The 21,416-nt window shown below is 71.2% G+C and carries 16 protein-coding genes and 2 pseudogenes; 14 read left to right on the forward strand and 4 right to left on the reverse strand.

Annotation, left to right across the window (positions count from 1 at the left end; translation table 11 throughout):
- Positions 1-35 precede the first annotated feature (35 nt).
- The 6 genes and pseudogenes from rsmI to LNW71_RS18980 all read left to right on the forward strand — a co-directional run bounded on the left by rsmI (position 36) and on the right by LNW71_RS18980 (position 5,646).
- A pseudogene (gene rsmI / locus LNW71_RS18955) lies at positions 36-931 on the forward strand (16S rRNA (cytidine(1402)-2'-O)-methyltransferase).
- Between the two features lie 160 nt (positions 932-1,091).
- Positions 1,092-1,472, forward strand: a complete 381-nt coding sequence (locus tag LNW71_RS18960; protein WP_250969320.1) for a hypothetical protein — start codon at positions 1,092-1,094, stop codon at positions 1,470-1,472.
- 82 nt (positions 1,473-1,554) lie between these two features.
- Positions 1,555-2,421: a TatD family hydrolase gene (locus LNW71_RS18965; protein WP_250969321.1), complete on the forward strand. Its 867-nt coding sequence runs from the start codon at positions 1,555-1,557 to the stop codon at positions 2,419-2,421.
- Positions 2,422-2,810: 389 nt separating this feature from the next.
- Positions 2,811-3,773, forward strand: a complete 963-nt coding sequence (locus LNW71_RS18970) for a ubiquitin-like domain-containing protein (RefSeq protein WP_374119427.1) — start codon at positions 2,811-2,813, stop codon at positions 3,771-3,773.
- Between the two features lie 80 nt (positions 3,774-3,853).
- Positions 3,854-4,756, forward strand: coding sequence for a 16S rRNA (adenine(1518)-N(6)/adenine(1519)-N(6))-dimethyltransferase RsmA (gene rsmA / locus LNW71_RS18975; RefSeq protein WP_250969322.1), 903 nt, complete (start codon positions 3,854-3,856; stop codon positions 4,754-4,756).
- Entirely contained in the window at positions 4,753-5,646 is an 894-nt protein-coding gene (locus tag LNW71_RS18980; protein ID WP_250969323.1) for a 4-(cytidine 5'-diphospho)-2-C-methyl-D-erythritol kinase, read from the forward strand. Before rsmA ends, LNW71_RS18980 begins: the two co-directional genes overlap by 4 nt.
- 28 nt (positions 5,647-5,674) lie before the next feature.
- Here the strand turns inward: LNW71_RS18980 and LNW71_RS18985 are convergent, their stop codons facing one another.
- A complete protein-coding gene (locus LNW71_RS18985; RefSeq protein ID WP_250969324.1) occupies positions 5,675-6,316 on the reverse strand; it encodes a lipoprotein in 642 nt (213 codons plus the stop codon).
- Between the two features lie 193 nt (positions 6,317-6,509).
- On the opposite strand from LNW71_RS18985, the gene LNW71_RS18990 reads away from it, so the two are divergent.
- The 5 genes from LNW71_RS18990 to LNW71_RS19010 all read left to right on the forward strand — a co-directional run bounded on the left by LNW71_RS18990 (position 6,510) and on the right by LNW71_RS19010 (position 15,299).
- On the forward strand, positions 6,510-8,327 hold the full coding sequence (locus tag LNW71_RS18990; RefSeq protein ID WP_250969325.1) for an ABC-F family ATP-binding cassette domain-containing protein: 1,818 nt from the start codon (positions 6,510-6,512) through the stop codon (positions 8,325-8,327).
- A gap of 152 nt (positions 8,328-8,479) precedes the next feature.
- Positions 8,480-10,258: a PQQ-binding-like beta-propeller repeat protein gene (locus tag LNW71_RS18995; protein ID WP_250969326.1), complete on the forward strand. Its 1,779-nt coding sequence runs from the start codon at positions 8,480-8,482 to the stop codon at positions 10,256-10,258.
- Between the two features lie 250 nt (positions 10,259-10,508).
- The gene (locus LNW71_RS19000; RefSeq protein WP_250969327.1) at positions 10,509-12,380 is read left to right on the forward strand and encodes a PQQ-binding-like beta-propeller repeat protein; all 1,872 of its coding nucleotides are present in this window, start codon (positions 10,509-10,511) and stop codon (positions 12,378-12,380) included.
- A gap of 105 nt (positions 12,381-12,485) precedes the next feature.
- Entirely contained in the window at positions 12,486-14,393 is a 1,908-nt protein-coding gene (locus LNW71_RS19005) for a PQQ-binding-like beta-propeller repeat protein (protein ID WP_250969328.1), read from the forward strand.
- A 210-nt stretch (positions 14,394-14,603) separates the two neighbouring features.
- Positions 14,604-15,299, forward strand: a complete 696-nt coding sequence (locus LNW71_RS19010; protein WP_250969329.1) for a LuxR C-terminal-related transcriptional regulator — start codon at positions 14,604-14,606, stop codon at positions 15,297-15,299.
- A 39-nt stretch (positions 15,300-15,338) separates the two neighbouring features.
- Here LNW71_RS19010 and LNW71_RS19015 read toward each other — a convergent pair whose 3' ends face one another.
- Together LNW71_RS19015 and LNW71_RS19020 are read right to left on the reverse strand one after the other, a co-directional pair.
- A complete protein-coding gene (locus LNW71_RS19015) occupies positions 15,339-15,635 on the reverse strand; it encodes a hypothetical protein (RefSeq protein ID WP_250969330.1) in 297 nt (98 codons plus the stop codon).
- A gap of 15 nt (positions 15,636-15,650) precedes the next feature.
- Positions 15,651-17,321, reverse strand: coding sequence for a sodium:solute symporter family protein (locus LNW71_RS19020; RefSeq protein WP_250969331.1), 1,671 nt, complete (start codon positions 17,319-17,321; stop codon positions 15,651-15,653).
- 248 nt (positions 17,322-17,569) lie between these two features.
- Between LNW71_RS19020 and galT the strand changes: the two genes are divergently transcribed.
- From galT to galK, 3 genes are read left to right on the forward strand one after another with little or no spacing between them, the layout of a single operon-like run.
- Positions 17,570-18,613: a galactose-1-phosphate uridylyltransferase gene (gene galT, locus LNW71_RS19025; RefSeq protein ID WP_250969332.1), complete on the forward strand. Its 1,044-nt coding sequence runs from the start codon at positions 17,570-17,572 to the stop codon at positions 18,611-18,613.
- The gene (galE, locus tag LNW71_RS19030) at positions 18,610-19,590 is read left to right on the forward strand and encodes a UDP-glucose 4-epimerase GalE (protein ID WP_250969333.1); all 981 of its coding nucleotides are present in this window, start codon (positions 18,610-18,612) and stop codon (positions 19,588-19,590) included. The genes galT and galE overlap by 4 nt, the downstream gene beginning before the upstream one ends.
- Positions 19,587-20,753 carry a galactokinase gene (gene galK / locus LNW71_RS19035; RefSeq protein ID WP_250969334.1) on the forward strand — a complete coding sequence of 389 codons (1,167 nt, stop codon included), beginning with the start codon at positions 19,587-19,589 and terminating at the stop codon, positions 20,751-20,753. The genes galE and galK overlap by 4 nt, the downstream gene beginning before the upstream one ends.
- 23 nt (positions 20,754-20,776) lie before the next feature.
- Here the strand turns inward: galK and LNW71_RS19040 are convergent.
- A pseudogene (locus tag LNW71_RS19040) lies at positions 20,777-21,214 on the reverse strand (GNAT family N-acetyltransferase); the annotation flags it as partial.
- Positions 21,215-21,416 lie beyond the last annotated feature (202 nt).

Below are 21,416 nucleotides of genomic sequence, written 5' to 3' on the forward strand. Positions count from 1 at the left end.
GCATCTGTGCGAGCGGTGTCGCCCGTGCTGGGAGTATGGACGTTGTGACTGGAACGACTGGAACGCTGGTACTCGCAGGGACCCCATCGGTGACGTGGCGGACGCCCCGCCACGCCTCGCCGCCGAACTGGAGACGGCCGACGTCGTCGCCGCCGAGGACACCCGCCGGCTGCGCCGGCTGACCCAGGCGCTGGGCATCCACACGACGGGGCGTGTCGTCTCCTACTTCGAGGGCAACGAGTCCGCCCGTACGCCCGAACTCGTCGAGGCGCTGACCGGCGGCGCCCGCGTGCTGCTGGTCACGGACGCCGGGATGCCGTCCGTCTCCGACCCCGGCTACCGGCTCGTCGCCGCCGCGGTGGAGCACGGCATCAAGGTCACCGCGGTGCCCGGCCCGTCGGCCGTGCTCACCGCGCTCGCCCTGTCCGGGCTGCCGGTGGACCGGTTCTGCTTCGAGGGCTTCCTGCCGCGCAAGGCGGGCGAACGCCTCGGCAAGCTCCGCGAGGTCGGCGACGAGCGCCGCACCATGGTCTTCTTCGAGGCCCCGCACCGGCTCGACGACACCCTGGCCGCGATGGCCGAGGTGTTCGGCGCCGACCGGCGCGCCGCCGTGTGCCGGGAACTGACCAAGACGTACGAGGAAGTGAAGCGCGGTCCGCTGGGCGAACTCGCGGCCTGGGCGGCCGAGGGCGTACGCGGTGAGATCACCGTCGTCGTCGAGGGCGCGGCCGACTCCGGGGCCGAGGGACTGGACGCCGAGGAGTTGGTGCGCAGGGTGCAGGTGCGAGAGGAGGCGGGGGAGCGGCGGAAGGAGGCGATCGCCGCCGTGGCCGCGGACGCGGGGCTGCCCAAACGCGAGGTGTTCGACGCCGTCGTGGCAGCAAAGAATGCGGCTCGGACCGGCCCTGCGGACGGCAAAGGACTATCGTGAAAGGCAAAGCGAAAGCCGCGTACCGGCCCCTTTTGCCACGAGAAGGCCAAGACCGCTCAAACACTCGACAGGGCCCGGTGCGCTCCCGCCGGTAAAGGCGTCCACTGGACAGCAGGACGCATTCTCCGGAGTGCTTGTCCGGCGGACAAGAGGAGCAGGCATGAGCGAGATCGCAGCAAGCACCGTGCACGAGGCGTATGCCTTCGCCTGCATGAGGTGCGGATTCGGCTGGGAACAGGCCTACGAGATAGAGCACCACGTCGACGCTTCCCACAACGCATTCGTGGTCTACAAGGCGGACGGCGAACGTGTGCCCTCGCCCCTTTCCACGCCCACCTGCACGAACTGCGGCGGGCATGTCGTCCGGATCATGCGGGCCGGCCGGGTCTCGACGGTCCAGCAGCTCCTGCGCAACCGCGACTCCGACGCCGCAGCCGACGCCCGTGAGCGGGAGAGCGAGGCCGTGGCGGCCACCGCCGCTCCCACCGGCGGGCACCACTGGCACCTCTCCGACCTGCTCCACCCCTTCCACCGCAAGTGAGGCCCAAGTTCCACCGCAAGTGAGGCCCAGGCCCTTCCACCGCGAGTGAGGCTCCGGCCGCGGTCCTCGTACGATCGTGGCCATGAGCCGTACCGAAGCCCCGCCGCTGCCCGAACCCCTCCGGGTGCCGGTCGCCGATTCGCACACCCACCTGGACATGCAGGACGGCACCGTGGAGGAGGGCCTTGCCAGGGCCGCCGCGGTGAACGTGACCACCGTGATCCAGGTGGGATGCGACGTGAAGGGGTCGCGCTGGGCCGCCGAGACCGCGGCCGCGCACGCGAGCGTGCACGCGGCGGTCGCCCTGCACCCCAATGAAGCGCCGCGGATCGTGCACGGGGATCCGGACGGCTGGTCGCGGCAGGGTGCCCGCGAGGCGGGCGGCAGGGCCGCCCTCGACGAGGCCCTCGCCGAGATCGACGCGCTGGCCGCGCTGGACCACGTGCGGGGCGTCGGCGAGACCGGGCTCGACCACTTCCGGACCGGCCCCGAGGGCATGGCGGCCCAGGAGGAGTCCTTCCGGGCCCACATCGAGATCGCCAAGCGGCACGGCAAGGCGCTCGTCATCCACGATCGCGAGGCGCACGCCGATGTGCTGCGCATCCTCGCGGAGGCGGGCGCTCCCGAGCGGACCGTCTTCCACTGCTACTCCGGCGACGCCGACATGGCCCGGATCTGCGCGGACGCCGGGTACTTCATGTCCTTCGCGGGCAACATGACGTTCAAGAACGCCCAGCCGCTGCGCGACGCGCTGGCCGTGGCGCCCACGGAACTGGTCCTGGTCGAGACGGACGCACCGTTCCTGACCCCCGCCCCGTACCGCGGACGGCCTAACGCGCCGTATCTGATTCCGGTCACGCTGCGCGCCATGGCGGCGGTGAAGGGCATCGACGAGGACACCCTGGCGTCGGCGATCGCCGAGAACACGGCTCGCGCGTTCGACTACTGACCCGGCCGTTCGCGACGCTGGGTAGTCGCGCCGCTTTGGAGAGTCACAGGAGCTCCGCTATCGTCCCGGGCGCCAAGAGTGAGCCGGCCGGTACGGATCTTCTGGAGCGTCGTGAGCAATTCGCAGGGCAGCCACCGTGCTGCACGTGGCCGGGGGCGCACGGCGGCCGTGACTCCGCGCGGCCCCGTCACCGCCGTCGTCCCGGGCCCGTCGCCCGTACCGCTGCACGAGGAGCTGACGCTCGGCGCGTGGCCGCTGCACGCGCCGACCGCCGTCGACCTGGTGGCGGGCGGCCCCGCCCCGGTCACCGGCCCCCGCACGGGCCCCTGGCAGGCCCCCACGGTGCCGGCGTTCACCGTCCCGCCCGTCGCCGCGACGCCCACCCCACCATGCCGGCGTTCACCGTGCCCACCCCCACCGTGCCGGCCTTCACCGTGCCCGCTCCCGGCGGCCGGGCGGGTGCGCGGCGGGCCGCCCGGCGGCGCAGGGTGCCTGTCCGCTCCGAGAACCTGCGCCGCCTGGTCCCGCAGGCCCTCGTCGTCGCGTTCCTGGCGGGCGGCACCACCGCGTTCGTCGCCGACGACAAGGCGGTGACCCTGGACATCGACGGGGAGCCCCGCACCCTGCACACCTTCGCGGACGACGTCGGCGAACTCCTCGCCGACCAGGGCATCGCCGTCGGCGGACCCGGGACGGTGTTCCCGGCGCCCGGCAGCGAGCTCGGCGACGGCGACGAGATCACCGTCCGCAGCCGGCGCCCGGTGACGCTCACCCTCGACGGGGTGCGGCGCCGCGTCTGGACCTCCGAGCACACGGTCGGCGACGCCCTGCGCCGGATCGGGGTGCGCGCCGAGGGGGCCTACCTCTCCGTCTCCCGGGCCGCGCCGATCGGCCGCACCGGACTGGCGCTGGACGTACGCACGGAGCGCACCGTGACCGTGATGGCCGACGGCCGCGAACACACCGTCCGCACCAACGCCGCCACCGTCCGCGAGGCCGTCGCACGGGCCGGCGTCGCCCTGCGCGGCGAGGACACCACATCCGTGGCCCCCGACAGCTTCCCGCGCGACGGCCAGACCGTCTCGGTGCTGAGGATCACCACCACCCGGGAGGTGCGCGAGGAGCCACTGGCGTACGCCGTCGAACGGACCGGGGACAGTTCGCTGGCCGTCGGCACGGAGGTCGTCGAACGGGAGGGGCGGGACGGCTCGCGCCGCGTCCTGTACACCCTGCGGACCGTCAACGGCGTCCGGCAGAAGCCCAGGGAGGTGGACGCGGAGCTGGTGCGGGAGCCCGTCAGCCGGGTCGTGCGGGCCGGCACCGGGCCCGGTCCGGCGCCCAAGCCGGGCTGAGCGCTGTCCCGCGGTCCCCGCGGACCGTGCGGGCAGCGGGGGCGAGCTACGGCGCCGCCCGGCGGCCGTAGGCTTGACGGGTGAGCACCACAGAGCCCGACGCCCTCCTGGGCCCCGCAGACATCCGCGAGCTGGCCGCGACGCTGGGCGTACGCCCCACGAAGCAGCGCGGCCAGAACTTCGTCATCGACGCCAACACGGTCCGGCGGATCGTGCGGACCGCGGAAGTCCGCCCGGACGACGTGGTGGTCGAGATCGGCCCCGGCCTGGGTTCGCTGACCCTGGCGCTGCTGGAGGCGGCCGACCGGGTCGTCGCCGTCGAGATCGACGACGTGCTGGCGGGCGCCCTGCCGGCCACCGTCGCCGCCCGGATGCCGGAGCGCGCGGACCGGTTCACCCTCGTCCACTCGGACGCGATGCTGGTACGGGAACTGCCCGGCCCGCCGCCCACCGCACTGGTCGCGAACCTCCCGTACAACGTCGCCGTGCCCGTACTGCTCACCATGCTCGACCGCTTCCCGAGCATCGAGCGGACCCTGGTCATGGTCCAGGCCGAGGTCGCCGACCGGCTGGCCGCCGCCCCGGGCAACAAGGTCTACGGAGTGCCGTCGGTCAAGGCCAACTGGTACACGGACGTCAAGCGCGCCGGCTCCATCGGGCGCAAGGTCTTCTGGCCCGCCCCGAACGTCGACTCGGGACTGGTGTCCCTGGTGCGCCGGGCCGAGCCGGTCGCCACCACCGCGAGCAAGGCCGAGGTCTTCGCGGTCGTCGACGCCGCCTTCGCCCAGCGCCGCAAGACGCTGCGGGCGGCCCTGTCCGGCTGGGCGGGCTCCGCGCCCGCCGCCGAGGCCGCCCTGGTCGCGGCCGGCGTCTCGCCGCAGGCCCGCGGCGAGGCACTGACGGTCGAGGAGTTCGCCGCCATCGCCGAGAACAAGCCCGCGGCGCCCGCCGCAGCGGACCAGGCCGCCGGGAGCGCCGAGTGAGTGTCACCGTCCGGGTACCGGCCAAGGTCAACGTCCAGCTCGCCGTCGGCGCCCCGCGCCCCGACGGCTTCCACGACCTGGCCAACGTCTTCCTCGCCGTGGGCCTGTACGACGAGATCACCGTCACCCCGGCCGACGGGCTGCGCGTCACCTGCGCGGGGCCCGACGCAGCCCAGGTCCCCCTGGACGTCACCAACCTCGCCGCCCGCGCCGCGATCGCCCTCGCCGAGCGGCACGGCATCGCACCCCGTGTGCACATCCACATCGACAAGGACATCCCGGTCGCGGGCGGGATGGCGGGCGGCAGCGCCGACGGGGCAGGCGCCCTGCTGGCCTGCGACGCGCTCTGGTCCACCGGCGCCACCCGCGAGGAACTGCTCGCCATCTGTGCCGAGCTGGGCAGCGACGTCCCGTTCAGCCTGGTCGGCGGCGCGGCCCTCGGAGTGGGCCGCGGCGAGCAGCTGACGCCCGTCGAGGTCGGCGGTACCTTCCACTGGGTCTTCGCGGTCGCGGACGGCGGCCTCTCCACCCCGGCCGTCTACCGCGAGTTCGACCGGCTCACCGCGGACACGCAGGTGCCCGCGCCCGTCGCGTCCGACGCGCTCCTGGCGGCGCTGCGCGCCGGTGACACCACGGCACTCGCGGGCGCCCTGAGCAACGGCCTGCAGCCCGCGGCGCTGTCACTGCGCCCCTCGCTGGCCGACACCCTCGCGGCGGGCACCACCGCGGGCGCGGCCGCCGCGCTGGTCTCGGGCTCCGGCCCGACCACCGCGTTCCTGACCGAGGACGAGGCGTCGGCCCGCAAGGTCGCCGACGCGCTCATCGCCTCGGGAACGTGCCGCAACGCCCGGATCGCGACATCCCCCGCGCCGGGCGCCACGCTCCGCTGACCGTGGCGCCGCGGACGTGCGGCCAGGCTCAGCCGAGCCGCACGCTCCGCTTCGCCAGCTCGTAGGCGGGGAGCATGCTCCGGTGCTCCTGGGTGTCCAGCCCGCCCAGGTGCACCACGACCGGGCCTTCGGGGGTGGCTACGGCGAAGGCGTGTGCCTCGCGCGACTCGTCCATGACCTTGCTGTGGACGGTGTAGCCCGCCTCGACCACGGACAGCTTCCCGACCGTGCTCTGCCTGTACGTGATCTTCGAGGCGTTCTCGTCGGCCTTCACGAAGCCCTCCAGCGCCTGGCGCGGGGAGCCGCCCTTGCCGTCGCCCTGCCAGACCCGCAGGAATCCGATGTGCCCGGCCGGCTTCGCGTCGATCTCACAGGCCATCGAGACCGGACCCTGCGTGGCGAGAGCGGCGAACTCCGGGTCGGTCTCGGGGGCGACGGCCTTCGCCTTCCAGCCCTTCGCCACATCGAAGGTGACCCGCAGCTCGCACCCGGAACCGGCGCCCCCGACCGTGCCGCCCCTGGCCGCCGTCTTCCCGGCGGCCCGCTTCGTCGCCCCGCCGTCCGGGCCGGGGCCCGCCTTCGCACCGTCGCCCGACTCCGACGAGCAGCCCGTCAGCGCCCCCGCGACCAGCAGTACGGGCACCAGCCCGCGAACCGTACGACCCACCATGAAGTCCCCACCCCGGCGCAATTCAGGGCCCGCCCCCCGGGCCTTGATCATTTCGGGCAAGGTACCGCACGTACGGGGCCCCGCGGGAGCCGGTTACGGGCCCGCCCCGCACGGGTGAGCGAGCGCTCGTGCGGAGCTCCGCACCGTGGCGACTACGCTGAAGGTCAGAGTTTTCCTTCGAGCTGGAGCGTTCGTGGCCGTCAACCTCGTCAATGTCGAGCAGGTCAGCAAGGTGTACGGCACCCGTGCGCTGCTCGACGGTGTGTCCCTCGGTGTGTCCGAGGGGGACCGGATCGGTGTCGTCGGTCGTAACGGAGACGGCAAGACGACCCTCATCCGGATGCTCGCCAAGCTGGAGGACGCGGACACCGGCCGCGTCACCCACAACGGCGGGCTGCGGCTGGGCGTCCTGACCCAGCACGATTCGCTGGATCCCAAGGCCACGGTCCGCCACGAGGTCATCGGTGACCTCGCCGACCACGAGTGGGCGGGCAGCGCCAAGATCCGCGATGTGCTGACCGGACTCTTCGGCGGTCTCGACCTGGCGGGCTTCGAACACGGCCTGGACACCGTCATCGCCCCGCTCTCCGGCGGGGAACGCCGCCGGATCGCGCTCGCGAAGCTGCTCATCGCCGAACAGGACCTGATCGTCCTCGACGAGCCGACCAACCACCTTGACGTCGAGGGCATCTCCTGGCTGGCCGGCCATCTGCGGGCCCGCCGCTCGGCGCTGGTCTGCGTCACCCACGACCGGTGGTTCCTCGACCAGGTCTGCACGCGCATGTGGGACGTCCAGCGCGGTGCGGTCCACGAGTACGAGGGCGGCTACAGCGACTACGTCTTCGCCCGTGCCGAACGGGAGCGGATCGCCGCCACCGAGGAGGGCAAGCGCCAGAACCTGATGCGCAAGGAGCTGGCCTGGCTGCGGCGCGGCGCCCCCGCCCGTACGTCCAAGCCGCGCTACCGCATCGAGGCGGCCAACGAACTGATCGCCGATGTGCCGCCGCCGCGCGACACCAGCGCGCTGATGAAGTTCGCCAACGCCCGGCTCGGCAAGACGGTCTTCGACCTGGAGGACGTGACCGTCCAGGCAGGGCCCAAGACGCTGCTCACGCACCTCACCTGGCAGCTCGGTCCCGGTGACCGGGTCGGCCTGGTCGGGGTCAACGGCGCGGGCAAGACCTCGCTGCTGCGGGCGCTGGGCGAGGCCGCCCGCACCCAGGGCGAGGAGCAGCCCGCCGAGGGGAAGATCATCGTCGGCAAGACGGTGAAGCTCGCCTACCTCTCCCAGGAGGTCGCCGAGCTCAACCCGAACCTGCGGGTGCTGGAAGCGGTCCAGCAGGTGCGTGACCGGGTCGACCTCGGCAAGGGCCGGGAGATGACCGCGGGGCAGCTCTGCGAGCAGTTCGGCTTCACGAAGGAGAAGCAGTGGACCCCGGTCGGCGATCTGTCGGGCGGTGAGCGGCGCAGGCTGCAGATCCTGCGGCTGCTGATGGACGAGCCCAACGTCCTCTTCCTCGACGAGCCCACCAACGACCTCGACATCGAGACCCTGACCCAGCTGGAGGACCTGCTCGACGGCTGGCCCGGGTCGATGATCGTGATCTCCCACGACCGGTTCTTCATCGAGCGGACCACGGACCGCGTGATGGCGCTGCTCGGTGACCGCTCGCTGCGGATGCTGCCGCGCGGCATCGACGAGTACCTGGAACGCAGGCTGCGGCTCGCCGGGACGGTCACGCCCGCCTCGGTCCCCGCGTCGGCCCCGCAGGCCGCCGCGTCGGCACCGGCCGTCTCGCCGCAGGCCGCACGTGCGGCGAAGAAGGAGCTGCAGAAGGTCGAGCGGCAGCTCGACAAGATGTCGACCCGCGAGACGACGCTGCACGCCCAGATCGCCGACAACGCCACGGACTTCGAGAAGGTGGCGAAGCTGGACGCCGAACTGCGTGAACTGGTGGCGGAGCGCGATGTGCTGGAGATGCGCTGGCTGGAACTGGCCGAGGACTCCTGACCGCTGAGGGGCGGCACCGCACAACTGGGGTGACTGGCCCCGCCGGTGTGGCCGGTGGGGCTTGTGGGGCGGATGGTAGAAAGAGATCTTGCCCGGCGCGGTAGCCGGACCGTGCCGCACCGCAGGTGACAAAGGAACAGGGGGACGGGCCGATGAGCCAGCCGCCCGGACAGCAGCCGCCGCAGGGTGAGTTCGGAGCCCCTTACGGCCCGCCGCCCGACACGCCCCCCACCCCGGGCCAGGGCACGGCGCAGCCGTCCGGCCCGTACGGCGCCGGTCCCCAGCAGCCCGGCCCCTACGGACAGCCCACGCAGCCCGGCCCGTACGGCGTGCCCGGTCGGTCCGGCCCGTACGGACCGCAGGCGCCCCAGGGTTACGGCTACCCGCCGCAGCCCGGCCCGTACGGGCAGGCGCCCCAGGGGTACGGCTACCCGCCACCGCAGCCGCCGCAGTCCGGCGGGCCCCGGGGCGGCGGACGGTTCCGCGGCAGGACCGGCGTGCTCGTCGGTGCCGTGCTCGCGGTGGCGCTCCTGGCCGGTGGCGGTATCTGGTACGTCTCCGGCGGGGACGACAACGGCGGCAGGCCCACGAACTCCGGTCACGGCTCGGGACACCCGAAGGTCTCGCCCTCGCCGACCGAGGGCGGCGGCAAGGACGACGACAAGGGCGACGACACGATCAGCCCCCGCGCGGAGGCCGACGCCATCAACGCCGCGCTCGAGCCCGGCGAGGCGAAGGCCCTCTGGATCCAGAAGGGCGGCGTCGATCTGCCGGAGCTCGGCGACGACGTGTACGGGCCGTGGATCGTCGGCGACACCATCGTCAAGGCCATGTTCCACACCGTCTCGGGTTACTCCGTCACCGACGGTGAGCTCAGGTGGAGCCTGCGGCTGCCCACCAACGCGTGTGCGGCGCCCTCCCGGCCCACCGCCGACGGCAAGATCGTCCTGGGCATCAAGCACACCACCGCGGGCGACGCGGAATGCAGAGACCTGCAGATGATCGACCTCAGGACGGGCAAGGCCGGCTGGCGCAAGTCGTACGTCCGCCAGGGCGCCTGGGACGGGCTGTCCGACCTCGCGATGTCGATCAACGGCGACACCGTGACCGTGGGCCGCACCAGCAGGACCGACGCCTTCCGGGTCAGCGACGGCAAGGTGCTGTTCGGGGAACTGCCCGGCAACTGCCAGCCGTTCGGGTTCGCCAGCGGCGACGTGGCGATCGCCGCCGCGAGCTGCCAGACCGCCGCGGACGACCACAAGGAACAGCAGGTACAGAAGATCGACCCCGCCACCGGAAAGCGGCTGTGGACGTACAAGGTGAAGAAGGGCTGGCAGGTCGCGCAGATCTACTCCGCCGACCCCGTGGTGATCTCGCTCAAGCAGCCGGACAAGTGGGGCATCCTCGTGCTCAACGCCGACGGCACCTACCGCACCCAGCTCTCCGGCGGACCGGGCAACTACGCGCCCAAGTGCGACAAGGACATGATCGTCCAGGGGGCCGACCTCGACAACTGCGTCGGGGTGGCCGCCGATGCGAACACGTTCTACATGGCGACCGGGCCCGTCGACATCAAGGCCGGTACCGGCAACAGGGTCGCCGCGTTCGACCTGACCACCGGCAAGCACAAGTGGACGGTCGCCTCCCCGGCCGACCAGCCCTTCGTGCCGATGCGGACCGAGGGCGGCAAGCTGCTGATGTACGTCGAGGCGGCCAAGAACAAGGGCGGCGGCATCGCCACCCTCCCGCCCACCGGCGGCACCCCGCAGATGCTGCTGCGCCACCCGGCGTCGGGCGCCGCCACCGAACGCGGCTTCTACGACCCGCGCATCGCCTACGTGGGCGGACGCTCCTTCCTCATGCAGACGAGGATGAGCGGCAGCAACGACGAGGAGATCGAGGCGCGATCCATGGTGGCATTCGGCAACTGACGGCGGCTTAGGCGTAACGGCGGCATCACGGGCCGGTTCTCCCTTGGGAACAGGGGTGGACCGAACCGCAGCCCGCCCTGTGGCGGGTGGTACAAAGAAGCCCCGCTCGACTGTCGTGACACTGCGGAATCCATGCCCGATTCGCTCCATTTCGCCGGGGATCAGGGGGTCTTGTTCGACCCTCGGAGCCCCGGCGGAATCGCGGGGGAGTCCGGAACGGGCACAGGACCGCACGAAGGGGGACGCGCTGATGACCCAGCCGCCCAGCCAGCAACCGCCGCAGGGAGGCTTCGGCGCTCCACAGGAGCCGCCGCAGGGGGTTCCTCAGCCGCCCAAGGGCCCGCCGCAGACCCCGCCGCCCGCGCAGCCGCCCCAGCCGCCGGCCGCCCCGCCGGGCCCGCCGTCCGCGCAGCCGGGCTACGGCTACCCGCAGCAGCCCGGTCCCTACGGGCAGCCGCAGCAGCAGGGTCCGTACGGCCAGCAGCAGCCGGGCCCCTACGCCCAGCAGCCCGGCCCCTACGGCCAGCCGCAGCAGCCCGGTCCCTACGGCCAGCCGCAGCAGCCCGGTCCCTACGGCCAGCCGCAGCAGCCCGGTTACGGATACCCGCAGCAGCAGTACCCCGGCGCACCGGTCCCGCCAGGACCGACGGGCCCCGGCGGCGGCAACCCCTTCAAGGGCAAGCCCCTGATGATCATCGCGGCCGCGGTCGCCGCGCTGCTGGTCATCGGCGGCGGTGTCTACCTGGCCACGAGCGGCGGCGACGACGGCAAGAAGCCCGTCGCGAAGGAGAGCAGCGGCGGCCCGCAGCCGTCCGTCTCGCCCTCCGTCGACGAGGGTGACGGCAACGGCACCGGCCGCGAAGGCGGCGACGACCTGAACGGCGGCCGCAAGCCCGGCGAGGCGAAGGTCCTCTGGCTCCAGAAGAACGACGTCGACCTGCCGCGCAACGGCGCCGACGTGTACGGCCCCTGGGTCGTGGGCGACACCCTCGTCAAGGGGATGTACCGCACCTTCGCCGGCTACGGGGTGGCCGACGGCAAGCAGAAGTGGAAGCTGAAGCTGGACACGGACATCTGCTCCGCGCCCTCGGAGGTCACCAGCGACGGCAAGATCGTCATCGGGGTGAAGAACGGCACCACCGACAAGGCCGACTGCTCGGAACTCCAGCTGCTCGACCTCAACACCGGTAAGACCGGCTGGAAGAAGGAGATCAAGAGCAGCGGTCTCTTCGACCTGATGTCGGACATCTCCCTCGCCATCAGCGGCGACACCGTGACGGTCGGCCGCACCGGTGCCTCCAACGCCTTCCGGGTGAGCGACGGCAAGGAGCTGTTCGGCAAGCGGGACGGGATCTGCCAGCCGTTCGCCTTCGCGGGCGGACCCAAGCTGATCGCCGCCACCAGCTGCCGCGTCCAGGACGTCGAGAACCCGCAGCACGAGATCGAGGAGATCGACCCGGTCACCGGGAAGCCCAAGTGGACGTACAAGCCCGCCCGTGGCTGGGAGGTCGACAACGTCTACTCGGTGAGCCCGCTCATCGTGTCGCTGACCAAGGGCAGCAGCTCCGAGGACAAGCAGTGGAGCATCCTGGCGCTCAAGGAGAACGGCACGCTGCGCTCCCAGATCGTCAGTGACAAGGGCGACAAGTTCCCCGCCGGCTGCGGTAGCGCCTTCGCCATCTTCGGCAAGTCCGTCGACGGCTGCGACGGTGTCACGGCCGACGCCAACACGCTCTACATGCGGACGCAGGACGACACCAGCGGCACCTCCCGCACCAACAAGGTCGTCGCGTTCAACCTGAACACCGGCAAGACGAAGTGGAAGGCGAACTCGCCGGCCGAGCACACGATGAAGCCGCTGCGGATGGAGGGCGGCAACGTGCTGCTCTACGTGGACGCGGGCTACGACAACGGCGGCGGGATCGCCACCCTCGCGCCGACCGGCGGCACTCCGCAGATGGTGCTGCAGCACCAGGACTCGACCTCGGAGATCGAGAGCTCGTTCTACGACGAGAAGATCCTCTACGCGGGCGGCCGTTCATTCATCGTGAGCGGGCGGGTCAGCGCGACCAACGACAAGGAAGAGCTGGAGACGAAGACCATGATGGCCTTCGGCAAGTGACGGCTCGCACCTGAAGGCACCCGGCCGGCCGCGGACGACACCAGACCCGCCCGCGGCCGGCGCCGGCCCCCGACTTACTCACTTTCTCCCGAGGTACGCAACGCCATGACGCAGCCGCCCCAGCCGCCGCCCAACGATCCGCCCCAGGGCGGGTTCGGCGCACCGCAGGACCCGCCGCCCGGTGGGTTCGGCGCCCCCACGCCGCCGCCCGCCGATCCCTTCGGCAAGCCGCCGGCCACCCCGCCGACCCCGCCGACCCCGCCCCAGCAGCAGCCCGGCTACGGCTACCCGCAGACGCCGCCGCAGGGCCAGCCGCCGCAGCCCGGCTACGGCTTCCCGCAAGGTCAGCCGCCGCAGGGTCAGCCGCAGCAGCCGGGCTACGGGTTCCCGCAGGGCCAGCCGCAGCAGGGTTACGGGTTCCCGCAGGGTCAGCCGCCCCAGCAGCAGGGCTACGGCTATCCGCAGCAGGGCCAGCCGCCCCAGCAGGGCTACGGCTACCCCACCGCTCCGATGCAGCAGCCCTACCAGCCGCCGCAGCAGGGCGGGAACGGCCCGAAGAAGTTCTCCACCCAGGCGCAGATCATCGTTGCCGCGGTGGTCGCCGTGGCGCTGATCGTCGGCGGCGGTCTCTGGTTCGCCTCCAGCGGTGGCGACGACAAGAAGGACGAGGCGTCCAGCTCCGCCGGCACCACCGGTGAGGGCAAGGGGAGCGGCGGCAACGGCCCCGGCGGCGGCGGCAAGGAGAAGGCCCCGGCGAACACCAAGGCCGAGGTCGCCTTCCAGCTGCCGCAGCCCAAGGTCACCGACGTCACGAGCGTCGACGGCTCCTGGCTGACCGACAAGGCGTACGTGAAGACGGGCGTCAACGAGATCGTCGGCTACGACCAGGCCAAGGGCACCAAGCTCTGGTCGATCCCGCTGCCCGGTCAGCTGTGTGCCGCCTCCCGGCACATGAGCAAGGACTTCAAGACGGCCGTCGCCTTCGAAGAGGGCAAGCGGACCGCGACGAAGAAGTACCAGGCGTGCAACCACGTGGGCGCCCTCGACCTGAACACCGGCAAGCTGATGTGGAACAAGTCGGTGACCGCCGCCTCCGGTGGCGACGCCCCCGTCAGGTTCGCGGAGGTTACCCTCAGCGGCACCACGGTCGCCGCGGCGGGCACCGAGGGCGGCGCCGCCTTCGACCTGAACACCGGCGCCGAGCGCTGGAAGCCGAAGGTCAGCACCGACGGCTGCTACGACACGGGCTACGGCGGCGGTGAGGCACTCGCCGTCGTCCGCAAGTGCGGCACGTACGACGACCCGCAGCTCACCATCCAGGCGCTGAACCCGACCACGGGCGCCCCGATCTCCTCGTACAAGATGCCGCCCGGTGTCGACTACGCGAGCATCGTCTCCACCAAGCCCCTGGTCGTCGCGGCCGACGTCGGCGACACCGCCGGTGACGGCAGCGGGATCTCCGACTTCTTCTCGATCGACGCGGCCAGCGGCAAGCTGCTCGTCAGGATTCCGGCCGACGCGGAGAAGTACGCGGCGAGCTGCCGGTCCACCGAGGTCGAGAGCTGCCAGCAGCTCGCGGTCGGCAACAACCGCATCTACCTGCCCACCGAGGAACACGAGGGCAACAGCGACGACTACGGCAACACCAACGAGATCGTCTCCTTCGACCTGACCACCGGCAAGCCGACCAGTGACCGGGCCGACGCGGGCGAGCGCTACACGATGTTCCCGCTGCGCATGGACGGCGGCAACATCATCGCGTACAAGGAGCCCCCGTACGACAAGGGCGGCCAGATCGTCTCCATCGACGGCAGCACCTTCAAGCAGACCGTGCTGCTGGAGAACCCGAGCGACGAGTCCGTCCGGGACGCGGAGACCAGCTTCTCCGCGGAGTACGCCGAATTCCGTTACAGCAGCGGGCGGTTGTACATCTCCGAGACGATGCTCAGCAAGCCGAGTTCCAGCTCGCTGGACGACAAGGAATACCTCGTCGTCGCATTCGGCGCCAACTGATCAGACATCAGTAATGCCCCTGGCCCTGCCGGTCGATCATTCGACCGGCAGGGCCGGTCGTTTTCTGTCCGTCAAGCAGCCCTGAAACGCGCATGATTCGGCATTCCGGTGGTCTTCTGTCAGCTAAGGTGCCCGCTGCGTCGAACAAGCGTGTAACTTGCCGGGTCTAGAGGGCCGGGGGGCCTGGCGGCGGTGCTACGGGGGTGCTCGATGGGCGTGCGGCTCATGGTGGTCGATGACCACCGACTGCTCGCCGAGGCGCTCGCCTCGGCGCTGAAACTGCGTGGTCACCGGGTGCTCGCCGCAGCCGCGCCCACCACAGGAGCGGCCGAGCTGGTGGTCAGCCGGGCCCCGGAGGTCTGCCTGTTCGGCACGGCGGCGCCCGCCGAACCCGGCGCCTTCGACCCGATCGTGCGGATCAGGCGCGAGCGCCCGCAGATCGCGGTGGTGGTGCTCGGCCCGGTGCCGAGTCCGCTGGGGATCGCGGCAGCCTTCGCGGCCGGCGCCGCGGGCTATGTCCGTCACGACGAACGCATCGAGGGCGTCGAGCGGGCGATCACCAAGGCGCGGGCCGGTGAGGCGGCGGTCGCGCCGCAGCTGCTCCAGTGCGCCTTCGCCGAGCTGCTCAACCCGGCCGTCCAGCCGGACGACGAGGGGCAGCGGCTGCTGCAGATGCTCACGCCGCGCGAGGTCGAGGTCCTGGTCCGGGTCGCCGAGGGCGAAGGTACCCGGCTGATCGCCGCCGGCATGCGGATCGCGCCGAGCACCGCGCGCACCCACGTGCAGCGCGTGCTGATGAAGCTCGGCGTCGGGTCCCGGCTGGAGGCGGCGGCGCTCGCCGCCCGCACCGGCCTGCTGGACCGGGCGGCCGTGGGGACGCGGCAGGGGCCGGACACCGTCGGGTGACGGCTGTCCGGCCCCTGCCGGTGGTGGTGCGGTGACGCGTCAGCTGTCCGGCGTGTCCGTGGTGTCGGGGACGCCGGCCGGCGGCTGGGCCGGGCGCAGCTTCAGCCAGACCAGGAAGAACAGCCCCAGGGCCAGCATGGCCAGCCCGGTCCACAGGTTTATGTGGACGCCCTGGGCCTTCTTCAGGTCCGCTTCCGACGGGCTTATCCCGGCGATGGTGACGATGACTCCGTAGACCACGAAGAGACCGCCGATGATCCGCCGGATGTCGAAGAGGCGGGCCGCCGTCGCGGACTTCTGCTCCAGATCGGAGACTTCCTTGTGCAGGTCAGGCATGGTGAGTTACTCCGATCAGAACGAGTAGGGGATGTAGCAGGCGGCGGCGAGCACGATCGCGCCCCAACCCAGCAGGGCCGGCTTGCGGTACCAGGCGCTGTCGCCCTCCTCGGGCACCTCGGCGTCGCCCGGCGACTCGGTTCCGTAGACCAGACCGGCCAGTTCGGCCTCGGGCTTGGGAGCCGTGAAGAGCGTGACGGCGACCATCACGACCGCACCGGCGACGAATCCGACGATCGCGGAGACGAAGTTGGCGCCCTGGTCGCTCGGGATGTCGATGATGCCCTGCTTGTAGATGACGAAGTAGTTGACCATCGCGGCCGTGGTACCGGCGACCAGGCCCCAGACGCCGGACTTCATCGAGGCGCGCTTCCAGAACATGCCGATGATGAAGACGACGAACATCGGGACGTTGAAGAAGGAGAACAGCGTCTGGAGGTAGCTCATGATGTTGGAGAAGCTGGCGGCGATGAACGCCGTGCCGATGGAGGCCACCACACCGATCACCGTGATCCCCCGGCCGAAGCCCAGGTAGTACGCGTCCGGCTGGTCCTTCTTCACGTACCGCGCCCAGATGTCCGTGGTGAACACGGTGTTGAACGAGGAGACGTTGGCCGCCATACCTGCCATGAACGCGGCCAGCAGACCGGTCACCGCGATGCCCAGGACACCGTTGGGCAACAGCTCCTGCATCAGCAGCGGGATGGCGTCGTTGTAGGTGAGGTCCGAGCCGGGGGTGCCGATCTTCGGCACGAGGACGGCGGCGACCAGACCCGGGATCATCACCAGGAAGACGATGAAGATCTTCGGGAACGCGGCGATCAGCGGGGTGCGCTTGGCCGCCGAGAGGTTCTTCGCGGACAGGGCGCGCTGCACCTCGGCGAAGTTGGTCGTCCAGTACCCGAACGAGAGCACGAAGCCCAGGCCGAGGATGATCGTCAGCCAGTTGGCACCGAGCGGGTTGGCGTCACCGATGCCCGTGCCGCCCCAGGCGGACATGAAGTCCTGGCCGTGGCTCTTCTCCAGTGAGCCGGACAGTCCGTCCCAGCCGCCGACGCGCTTGAGGCCCAGCAGTGTCAGTGGGATCAGCGCGGCGAGGATGACGAAGAACTGCAGCACCTCGTTGTAGATCGCGGAGGAGAGCCCGCCGATGGTGATGTAGACGAGGACGAAGAGACCCGCGACCACGATCGCGACCCACTGCGGCCAGCCGAGGAGCGCCTCCACGACGATCGACAGGGCGTACAGGTTGACGCCCGCGATCAGGATCGCCGCGAAGGCGAAGAGTATGGAGCTCAGCAGGTGCGCGGACTTGTCGAAGCGCTGGAGCAGGAACTCCGGTACGGAGCGCACCTTCGACCGGTAGTAGAAGGGCATCATCACGAGGCCCAGGAAGACCATGGCCGGGATGGCGCCGATCCAGTACCAGTGCACGACCGCGACGCCGTACTGCGCGCCGGTCGCCGCCATGCCGAGGATCTCGGTGGCGCCGAGGTTCGCCGCGACGAAGGCCAGACCGGTCACCCATGCGGGCAGTGACCGTCCGGAGAGGAAGAAGTCGAGACTCGTCTTCACGCTTGCCCGAGCGGCGAAGCCGATGCCGAGAACGACGACGAAGTAGATCGCCAGAATCGTGTAGTCGAGCCCGTTCGTGGGGAGCCGGAGCCCTGCAGCCAGATATTGCATGTGGGGGTACTCGCTTCGTTGCGCGAACTGAACCCGAAGGAAACTACGCTCTTGTGTTCAGAAAATGAACAGTTCCGATGAGGTTCTTTGTTGGATTGTGATCGTATTGCCGGAATCCCGGGCCCTAACCCTGGCGAGATCCCGCTCACATGTGCGCTCGCGCACTACCTCATGTCGTAGGCGTCCACTCATTGACGCCCCTGTTGACTTGTGGTTCATTGTGTTGGGTTATGTTTGGGAGGAGTCTGGTGAAGAAGACGGTTACGACGCTCGCCGACGGCCGGGAGCTGCTCTACTACGACAGCCGCGACGACGTGGTCCGCGATGCCGTCGACCGGCGGCCGCTCGACCCGGTGGCGACGTCGTCCGAGATCCGCCGGGACCCCCTGCTCGGGGACAGCATCGCCATCGCCTCGCACCGCCAGGGCCGCACCTACCACCCGCCGGCCGACGAGTGTCCGCTCTGCCCCTCGCGGGAGGGACGGCTCAGCGAGATCCCGGACGACAGCTACGACGTCGCCGTCTTCGAGAACCGCTTCCCCTCGCTCGCCGGCGACGCCGGCCGCTGCGAGGTCGTCTGCTTCACCTCCGACCACGACGCGTCGTTCGCCAACCTCACCGAGGAGCAGGCCGGCCTGGTCCTGGAGGCCTGGACCGACCGCACCGCCGAGCTCGCCGAGCTTCCGCAGGTCAAGCAGGTGTTCTGCTTCGAGAACCGGGGCGCCGAGATAGGCGTCACCCTCGGCCACCCGCACGGCCAGATCTACGGCTACCCCTTCGTGACCCCGCGCACCGAGCTGATGTTCCGCTCGATGGCGGCCCACCGCGCGGAGACCGGCGGCAACCTCTTCGACGACGTGGTGGCCCGTGAGGAGGCGGACGGCTCGCGGGTCGTCCTCGCCGGGGAGCACTGGATCGCCTTCGTGCCGTACGCGGCGCACTGGCCGTACGAGGTCCATCTGCACCCGCGCCGCCGCGTCCCCGACCTGCGGGAACTCGACGACGCCGCGCGCATGGAATTCCCACAGGTCTATCTGGAACTCTTGAGGCGATTCGACCGGATCTTCGGCCCCGGCGAGCCGCAGACCCCGTACATCTCCGCCTGGCACCAGGCACCGTTCGGGGTTCCCGGACGGGAGGACTTCGGGCTCCACCTCGAGCTCTTCACCATCCGACGCACCCCCGGCAAGCTGAAGTTCCTCGCGGGTTCCGAATCCGGCATGAACGTGTTCATCAACGACGTGCCGCCGGAGACCGCGGCCCAGCGACTGCGAGAGGTAGCGAGCGAGTGAGCAAGTCCCCCAAGAAGTACCTGGTGACCGGCGGCGCGGGATACGTGGGCAGTGTGGTCGCCCAGCACCTGCTGGAGGCGGGGCACACCGTCACCGTCCTCGACGACCTCTCCACCGGCTTCCGCGAGGGCGTCCCGGCCGGGGCCGAGTTCATCGAGGGCCGCATCCAGGACGCGGCGAAGTGGCTGGACCCCTCCTACGACGGGGTGCTGCACTTCGCCGCGTACTCCCAGGTCGGCGAGTCCGTCACCGACCCGGAGAAGTACTGGGTCAACAACGTCGGCGGCTCCACCGCGCTGCTCGCCGCCATGCGCGACGCCGGGGTGCGCACCCTGGTCTTCTCCTCCACCGCCGCCACCTACGGCGAGCCGGTCTCCAGCCCCATCACGGAGGCCGACCCCACCGCCCCGACCAGCCCGTACGGCGCCACCAAGCTCGCCGTCGACCACATGATCACCGGCGAGGCGGCCGCCCACGGACTGGCCGCCGTCTCGCTGCGCTACTTCAACGTGGCGGGGGCGTACGGCAGCTGCGGCGAACGGCACAGCCCCGAGTCGCACCTGATCCCGCTGGTCCTCCAGGTCGCCCTGGGACAGCGCGAGTCGATCTCCGTCTACGGCGAGGACTACCCCACCCCCGACGGCACCTGCGTCCGCGACTACATCCACGTCGCCGACCTCGCCGAGGCCCACCTGCTGGCTCTCGGCGCGGCCACCGCGGGCGAGCACCTGATCTGCAACCTCGGCAACGGCAACGGCTTCTCGGTCCGCGAGGTCATCGAGACGGTCCGCAAGGTCACCGGCCACCCGGTCCCCGAGACCGCGGCCCCGCGCCGCGGCGGCGACCCGGCCGTCCTCGTCGCCTCCGCCACCACCGCCAGGGAGCGCCTGGGCTGGCAGCCGTCCCGCGCCGACCTGGCCGGAATCGTCTCCGATGCCTGGACGTTCGCCCGCCGAGAGGAGCCCACCGCACCATGACCGACCACGCTGAGCTGACCGCCGCCTTCACCGAGCTGTACGGGACCGCGCCCGAGGGGATCTGGGCGGCACCCGGCCGGGTCAACCTGATCGGCGAGTACACCGACTTCAACGGCGGCTTCGTGATGCCGCTCGCGCTGCCGCAGACCGCGCGGGCCGCCGTCGCCCGCCGCACCGACGGCCAGCTGCGGCTGCACTCCACCGACGTGCCGGGCGGTGTCGTCCAGCTCGCCGTCGAGGAGCTCGCCCCGCACTCGGGCCACGGCTGGGCCGCCTACCCGGCCGGGGTCGTCTGGGCGCTGCGCGAGGCCGGCCACCAGGTCACCGGCGCCGACATCCAGCTGACCTCCACCGTCCCCACCGGCGCCGGGCTCTCCTCGTCCGCCGCCCTCGAAGTGGTCACCGCACTCGCGCTGAACGACCTGTTCGGGCTCGGCCTCACCGCGGCCGAGCTGGCGGTCCTGGCCCAGCGCGCGGAGAACGCGTTCGTCGGCGTCCCCTGCGGCGTCATGGACCAGATGGCCTCGGCCTGCTGCACCGAGGGCCACGCCCTGCACCTGGACACCAGCGACCTCACCACCCGCCAGGTCCCCTTCGACCTGGCCGCCCACGGCCTGCAGCTCCTCGTCGTCGACACCCGGGTCAAGCACGCGCTGGGCGACGGCGCGTACGCGGAGCGGCGCGCGGGCTGCGAGGAGGGCGCCCGGGTACTCGGCCTGCGTATCCTGCGTGAGCTCCCCTACGAGGGGCTGGCCGCCGCGCTCGACACGCTGGCCGAGGCCGGCGCGGACGAGTCCGTCGTGCGCTATGTACGCCATGTGGTCAGCGACAACCAGCGGGTCGAGCAGGTCATCGCACTGCTCGACGCCGGTGAGGTGCGCGCGGCCGGACCGGTACTCACGGCGGGGCACACCTCGCTCCGGGACGATCTGCGGGTCTCCTGCGTGGAGCTGGACCTGGTGGTCGCCACGGCGAACGCCGCGGGTGCGCTCGGTGCGCGGATGACGGGCGGCGGTTTCGGCGGCTCGGCGATCGTGCTGGTGGAGGAGGCGCAGGCGGACACGGTCACCAAGTCCGTGCTGGAGGCGTTCACCTCGGCCGGCTACGCGGCCCCGGGCGTCTTCCCCGCGGTCCCGTCGGCAGGGGCGCGCAGGCTCGCCTGACCGGCCGGCCGGGACGTCCTGCCGAGCTGCTTGGTGAGGGTGAACTCGGTGACGCCCGGCGGGTAGTCCGCCACCTGCCCGACCACTTCGTAACCCCGCTTCCGGTAGAAGTCCGGGGCCTGGAACTCCCAGGTCTCCAGCCGGGAGCGGGTGCAGTCCCGGTCCGCGAGGGCTACCCGTTCCGCCTCGGCGAGCAGTCGCGAGCCGAGGCCGGAGCCGCGGTGGCGGGCGTCGACCCAGAGCAGATCCACATGGAGCCAGTGCGCCCAGGTGCGGCCGGTCAGGCCGCCGGCGATCCCGCCCGCCCCGTCCAGCGCCCAGACCTCCAGCGGGACCTCGTGTGCGGCCGGCGTATCGCGCAGCGCGCGGATCTCCGGGGAACCCGCGGTGTTGTCGTCACGCAGCCGACGGCCCAGCAGAATACGACGTTCTTTGTCTACTTCTGTCTCAAGACGGAACATGAACAACACCCTAGGACCGGCCGGACGGTCAGTTCTGCGAATCACCTTCCGCTCCGGGCCACCGCCCGTACGCTGATGCTCAGCACCGGTGGGGGCCGGTGCTGATTCAGGGGTACGAGACAGCCGGGTGCGACGCCCGGGCGGGGTGGCAGTCGGTGCACGGCGGCGGCCGTGGCACTGCGGTCCAACTCCCCGTTCCGGG

Source organism: Streptomyces sp. RKAG290, assembly GCF_023701695.1.
GTDB lineage: Bacteria > Actinomycetota > Actinomycetes > Streptomycetales > Streptomycetaceae > Streptomyces.